4 protein-coding genes are annotated in these 6,904 nt (G+C 42.8%); all 4 read right to left on the reverse strand.

All coding sequences use genetic code 11. The features are described from left to right. The coding region (locus ACTIEV_RS15225; RefSeq protein WP_439516792.1) for a capsule assembly Wzi family protein at window positions 1-835 on the reverse strand (835 nt) is incomplete at its 3' end. Then, window positions 829-2,481: a capsule assembly Wzi family protein gene (locus ACTIEV_RS15230; protein ID WP_439516793.1), complete on the reverse strand. Its 1,653-nt coding sequence runs from the start codon at window positions 2,479-2,481 to the stop codon at window positions 829-831. The genes ACTIEV_RS15230 and ACTIEV_RS15225, both read right to left, overlap by 7 nt. Window positions 2,482-2,668: 187 nt before the next feature. Beyond that, window positions 2,669-3,730, reverse strand: a complete 1,062-nt coding sequence (locus ACTIEV_RS15235; RefSeq protein ID WP_439516794.1) for a hypothetical protein — start codon at window positions 3,728-3,730, stop codon at window positions 2,669-2,671. A 96-nt stretch (window positions 3,731-3,826) separates the two neighbouring features. Next, window positions 3,827-6,259 carry an SLBB domain-containing protein gene (locus ACTIEV_RS15240; RefSeq protein ID WP_439516795.1) on the reverse strand — a complete coding sequence of 811 codons (2,433 nt, stop codon included), beginning with the start codon at window positions 6,257-6,259 and terminating at the stop codon, window positions 3,827-3,829. Between the last annotated feature and the right edge of the window lie 645 nt (window positions 6,260-6,904).

The raw sequence follows: 6,904 nt of genomic DNA on the forward strand, positions 1-6,904 counted from the left end.
CGGTCATCCTACGCTTTTTACCTGCCGGAGGCGCTTCATAACATTGCGGACAACCCAGTTGCGACATTCGTTCAAATTCCGGGGGAGTGATACCTGATGCTTCCATTTCCCCCACTACCACCTGCGCTTCAAACTCACCAATAGGTGTTGAAAAGGGTGTGGTGGTATTCAAAGTGGCATGCAAAAAACCCGGGGCATTATTCCCCATGATCAAGGCATTGTAACGAGCAGGGCCCCACCATACATTTTCTGTAGATATCCCGGCTGCAAAACCTGCAAACTTGTATTTTAAAGCTGACTGTCCGGCATATACGGTGCTCAACTTTTGCTCACCAAAATAAAGCGGCATATCAATACGATTGCCCAACATGGCAAAATACCGAGCATAATAATTCCCCAAATTATTCATGGCCGGAGGTAATAACGGTTTACCTGTTGTATTGGCTGCATTCACCCACTCAGGTTGTATCTGAATCAACAAATCCTTGGTCTCAAATCTGGCGCCGACTGTTACACGCTGTTGTAACCCAATAGCCGGATACAGATTTTCATCATTATAACCATAGGGTAAAGCAGAATTATTTTGAATCGTTATACCTACAACAGATTGAAAAAGAAAAGTATCTTTTTTTTGTCTAAACAGATCTTGCTTAGATCGAGCTTGATAAGGTTGCACATGGAAAGAACTCTTGATACTGCTATCCCCCGCCAACTGTAATCTTCGATAATAGTCCTGTATCTGTGTTTGCTGCAATAACCCTTGTTGTGCACTCGCTATTGTATGGATTGCAAAACACAATACCAGCATTCCTGTCAACTGAATAGTTCTTACCATAAATATGTAGCCGTTATAAAGCCATAAAAATTAAAGCGGTTATTTCCTTTTTCCCAAGCATAATTCTTGGTACTTACACTTTGCAACTCAGCATTCAGAATAAAATGTTTGAATTGTTTCTGACCATTCAATCCAATGGCAAAATCATTCCACTTCACATCTCTTAATCCGAAATTAGATAAAGGAGCTGCTACTATTGCCGTAGGACCATGATGTATACCCTGCACCACCATACCCAATCTCGAGAAACCATTCAACCACTGAGTCCTAAACGTATAACAATTGTTGCCTCTCCCAACCCCTGCACCAATGATGCGACTTTGATTCGTATATCCACCTTCATACCCATACCAATCACCTGCAGTACGCAGCAAATAATTCACTGACTCCGACATTTTGGTCATCTCTGCTGAAAAATCCAACCATTGCTGCCCACGATTCAATTTTTTCAGTTTACGAATCCCCAATACATAGGCTGTGGCATGTACTGCATCGGTATTCAAATCACGCAGGTTTAAGAAATTATCACCATAACCATATTCGGTATAGATCTCTGTGTGTGATTCAGGGAAAACCATACGTGCAGATAAAGAAGCCATTTGTTTATAAGCAATACCTGCTCCACCGGTAGGTGTTCCATAAGGATAATTCTGTCGGAGCACACCAAACAACACAGGAAAATATTTTTGCATAAAACTATTGCCTACTCCATTGCTGTCGATATTCATCTTGTATGCATATCCCACCCTAGTAACAGACAGAAATAATCCCTTCACCCATTTCGGATTATAGCTTAATGTGACTGCACTCAAGTAACGCCAATTTTTTTTCAAATCATTCGGACCTGAAAATCCATCGCCGGTATACATCAATGGATTATAATAAGTAGTGTTCAGGTTTTTATTTTCCAATAACAAAGAAGTATCCTCTACCAACTTCCCCCCGATCAACTGAAACTCAAAATTTCCGATAGGTGTTTTGATTGGTTTTGTAGTATTGAATGTCAGATGTGCAAAACCCGGAGCATTATTACTCATCAATAAAGAATTGTGCAAACCCGGTCCCCACCATAAATTTTCGGTGGACAAACCCAATGACAATCCCGCCTTATTCACTCGAATAGAAGATTGTCCTAAAAAAGCTTTAGAATAAGTGCCGCGGGTAGGTGCACCGTAATTAGCATTGAAAGGAAAAGAAGGATTGGCAGCATATACCACTTCAGGCTTCAACTGCACATCCACCCAACCATAAGAAGCATACACCCCCGTTGAAGCCAATGCTTGCAATCCTTTTGCCTGTATAAAGCCGGCCTGGTTCCAAGAATAAGGTCTATCGCTGTTGAATTTGCTATACACATGCAAAGGCAGGACTTCCATCCGCCCTTTCCCATTAAAAAATGATCGTTGTACAGGTGTATACGTACTATTTGAATCAATCAGTCTATACAAACTATCAGTACCCATCCCTCTAGGCATAAAAAAAGGGCGAGCCATCAAAGAATGTTCCGCCCCAATTTTTCCTTGCAATTGCAATATCTTCAACTGATCATCAAACCCCACCATCCCCACCGGCACCGTCTGCCCCACCACAAGACTGCTACTCCCAATCAACCCCACCACCCCACACCAAAAGAGCTTCCATTTCATGTATTCGTTGTTATTGATTATGTAAGTTTAACCCCAAGAAAAGCCGTCATTCTGAGCGCAGCGAAGAACGTCATGTCGAGTCCGCCTTTGGCGGATCGAGACACCCCCTCATCGATAGCACCATCTATGAAGATATTCCCAAAGTCAGAAGATTTCTCCACTTCTCCCGCTTAAAGCGGGATCCGGTCTAAATGACGAACTCTTTTTTAGAATCCCTATAAAACACAAACACCAACCCCACACAAACCAACACCCCACCCAATACCCCAAACAGCATCAACATCCACCATGGCTTACGGCTATCTTTTAAAGGATATTTGGAAACATCCAATACCTGCATCACAGGTGTTTGATTGGCAATGGTCATTCTACTGGCTTCGAGATTTTTCATCACTTCCGCATAAATGGTATAAGCCACCATGCGCTCTCTTTGAGAAACTTCAGCAGGTACTGCTTCCGTTTTATATGCGGCATTGGCATCCAATAGTTGCAAGGAAGCAGACTGGTATGACTTCGCATTAATGATCCGTTGTAAAGAATCGGCTCTCCTTTCCAAACGATCCATATTAGCAGCAGCTACACTGGTTTTTACATTGATGTACAGCTTTCGGGTCTCATCCACCAAACGTTCTGCAAACAGTTTGGAAAATACCGGATCTACCGACTCTGCAGTTACCGTAATGATCGACCCCTTTTTATTCAAACGCTCTGCCTTGATATGTTTTTTCACCAATCGCTCATACAACACATACAACACACTGTCTTGTACCAAACTATGTGCAGCCCCGGGCGCTAAAGATGCAAAACTGACACTGGCAATGGGACCTTCTTTTTTCCGCCACTTTTCTTGTAAGCCGGAAAATACCAAATAACGGTCTGCCAATGTTGGTGATGATTTACCTGCAGTAGTATCTGTCTTCGATAAAAGCACAGTCTGCACGATCGACTCTGAAGTAAGGATATCTAAAATATTGTCTCCTGCCAACATCCCCGAACTACCTCCCAATGCCCCCACATCAAATCCAAATTGAGAAGCCAGTCCGGCCAATCCTCCAGCCATACCACTACTTTTCTCATCCAAAATAAAACTCACTTTGCCTTTATAAGCAGGCTTCTCCACCCAAGCATACAGCAACCCCAACAAAGCCCCGATCACAACAATCAACAGCCCCTTAAAAAAGTGTAACCTCAAATACCCCCAAACCCGCCCCAAAGCATCTAATATTTCCGACATTTTTACTGGTTGCATACGTTATTCTTTTAGTCAAAAGTGAAACGTGAAAGGTGAAACGTGAAAAGAAGTCAACGTCCATTTCACCTTTCACGTTTCACCTTTCACCTCTAATCATCTCGCCGTATTAATCAACACCACCAACAATCCCAAAAACGAAGTCAAACCTGATACTACGGCTACAGCTTCGCCTGTGGTGAGTTTTTTCTTGTCTGAGCGAGAGGGTATATAGATTTCTGATCCCGTTTTGAGGGATGGATAAGAGCGGAAGAATAAAAAGTTACGTGTGGTTCTGATCTCACCATTCGCGTACACTACATATGAATGCCTGCGCGATGCATTTACCGCAAAACCTCCCGAAGCACGTACCGCTTCCTTGAAACTCAGTCCCTCACGATACACAATTTGTTTGGGCAAATTCACCATCCCAAATGTCTGAATGGTTTGAATGGATTTAGGAATCTTGATGATATCCCCTTCTTCCAGGAATACATCTGCCGCACTACCCTTTTGACCCAAAGCATCTGCCAACCGAATACTCACCGGTTTTTGCTGAGCGGCTAAGGTTTTGAGGATCGTACTATCACCACCATCAACCGATATAATATTTTTTCCACTTTGCTGATTGATCAGTCTGGCTTTACTACCCACCAAAGAAGCATCGGAGGAAGTGATTCCTACATAGGTATTACGAATCAACACTGCCCCCTCAGCAAAGGCAGACGATTTAAGTCCACCTGCTCTGTTAATGATATCAGACAAACGCTCATTCTTACCCGATAAGGTATAGGTGCCGGGATACAATACTTCACCTTCAATACTCACTTTGATCTGCTCTTTATACACCGGTAATCGACGAACCGATACCATATCAAAAGGCTTCAGTTCAAACAACAGGTCTTGCGGGTTATCCAGACTAATATCCTTGATCACCGCATAAGAGATCGTATCTCCACCTGCAGATAATCTTCTGGAGATCTCTATTTTTTGTCGGGCAGCACCCTCGCGATATCCATTGGCCAGGAGTACCAGATCCTGCACCCGCATGTTCTCAAAATAATCATACTGACCCGGTTGATTCACTTCCCCATCGATCTCTACCGTATAACGCTCACGCAGATCTGTAGCACGGAAAATATGGATCGAATCTTCACGCTGCAAGTTCAGATTAAAAGTCCCTTTGAGTACTTCCTGAACACTAAAGGAAACCATAGAAGGTGTGAGATCCGTTTTCAATCTTCTCAACAACCCTCTTTCCTGATAAGCATCTTCACGCAGTCCTGCTAATTGCAACAAAGTCTTCAAGTCTTGAGTTTGCGCCAAGCCATAAGCGCCACTATGGTATACCGCACCACTCACCCACACTCGGTTAGCATAGAGGGTGGGTAATGAGTCTACCACTAAAGTATCTCCCGATTGCAATTGAAAAGTTGATAATCCGGAAGAGGGCACGGTTAGCACCTCTCGACCACTACTACCCAATCTGGTTACCCTTACTCTTTCTTTAAAAGCCAAATCCGCAAAACCGCCTGCATATTGTACAAGATCAGCAGCCGTTTCACCCGCTTTCATATCAAAAATGGCGGGCTTCTTCAATGCACCTTTTAAAGCTACTCTTCTATTGTAAGTACCCACACGAATCACATCATCATCTTGTAATAAACGGTTCTTACTCAAATCTCCTTTCAGGAGGAAATCATAGAGATCAAAACTCGTCACCACTTTCCCCCCACGTAACAATTCTATTGTTCTAAAAGATCCAATATCATTCGGACCACCTGATGCATACAATGCATTCATTAAAGTAGCCAATGCCGAAATGGTATAGGTGCCGGGTCTACGTACCTCACCTAATAAGGTGATTTGGATACTGCGTATTTGTCCCACAGAAACCTGCACTGCCACCGCACCGGTAGCAATACCCGGATAAATACGGGTCAAAGCTTTTTTGATCTTCGCTCGCGCATCATCTACAGACAATCCCGCCACTTTAATAGGCCCCAGATTGGGAAAACGAATATCTCCTTCTGTCGTTACTTTTAATTTCTTAGTTACATCAGAGACACCGTACACATCAATCACCAACTGGTCATTGACACCAATGATGTATTGAGAAGGGGTAGCGATAGACAAATTGGGTTCAAAACTCAGATCCAGGTTATCAAAGATCTCCGCCCCAAATACTTGCAACACGCCACTAGAATCTTTTGAACGAATCGAAGGACCTTTGGTCAGCACTTTATTACGTAGTACATAGCTATCGGTTTTGTTGCTATAAGCCAGTTGTCCACCCGCAACCGAAGGATCCAATAAAGCAATACGCTTTTTCAGCAGCAAAATCTGGTCAGACCCCAATCCTGCTTCTTTGGCCTTGGCTTCCAATTCAGCCTCACTGAGGCCCATAAGATTATATTTAGTAGCCAACTGAATGAGTTGTTCATCAGAAAGGCTCTCAATATTCACAGGCAACCCCTGCGCCCCCACCCAAGAGGCAGCACCACCCAGCATCAAAATCACCACCAATAAACTACGTATAATCATTTTCATACACATCCTTGAGGATCAAATATCTGAAAAACAAAATAAACGGAAGAATAATGAATAATCAATGTTGAATGACCAACTTCAACCACCATCATTTCCACCGGCCTAAAGTCCGGTGCTATTTAATTGAACAAACCAATAATTTGGAACCGACCACCTAATCACAAGAAAGATTCTTCGTCCGAAATAATAATCTACGGTTATTAATGCTCGTCTCCTAAGGAGTCTTCATAGGAGTTCTACGAACCTATGGACAGAATGACGGCGTAAGTGGTGACAAAACTGGCAAAGAGGATTGGCAAAGCCAATCCTCTTTGCCCTTATAAATTCCGGCCTTAGAAAAAAAGCGTTAAGAAATTTACGTAGTGAAGCGTTAAGCAAAAGATGATGCTGGGATATAACCAAAAGCTGAAGCACAGCTTCGTTTAATCATTGAACAAATGCTTGGAATTAAACTTCTCCTCAGGAGTCCTTCGGACATCTTTTGTAGCGTAACGAAGTAAATTTTAGCTTTTTTTCTAAAGCCTAGACTTTTTTTGCTTGTCCGCCTTTGGAGGGTTACTTTTTTGTGTCAAGTGATTAGCAGTAGGAACTCCAAACCTGATAAAGTAACTTGTAAAAGCAGTGCTACCACATGCCGTTTTTTTT

Source organism: Sediminibacterium sp., from assembly GCF_051861365.1.
Lineage (GTDB): Bacteria > Bacteroidota > Bacteroidia > Chitinophagales > Chitinophagaceae > Sediminibacterium.

Excerpts from the sequence above, each read along its gene's own strand:
- ACTIEV_RS15230 (WP_439516793.1), bottom strand. The coding sequence starts at position 2,481 with ATGAAATGGAAGCTCTTTTGGTGTGGGGTGGTGGGGTTGATTGGGAGT.
- ACTIEV_RS15235 (WP_439516794.1), bottom strand. The coding sequence starts at position 3,730 with ATGCAACCAGTAAAAATGTCGGAAATATTAGATGCTTTGGGGCGGGTT.
- ACTIEV_RS15240 (WP_439516795.1), bottom strand. The coding sequence starts at position 6,259 with ATGAAAATGATTATACGTAGTTTATTGGTGGTGATTTTGATGCTGGGT.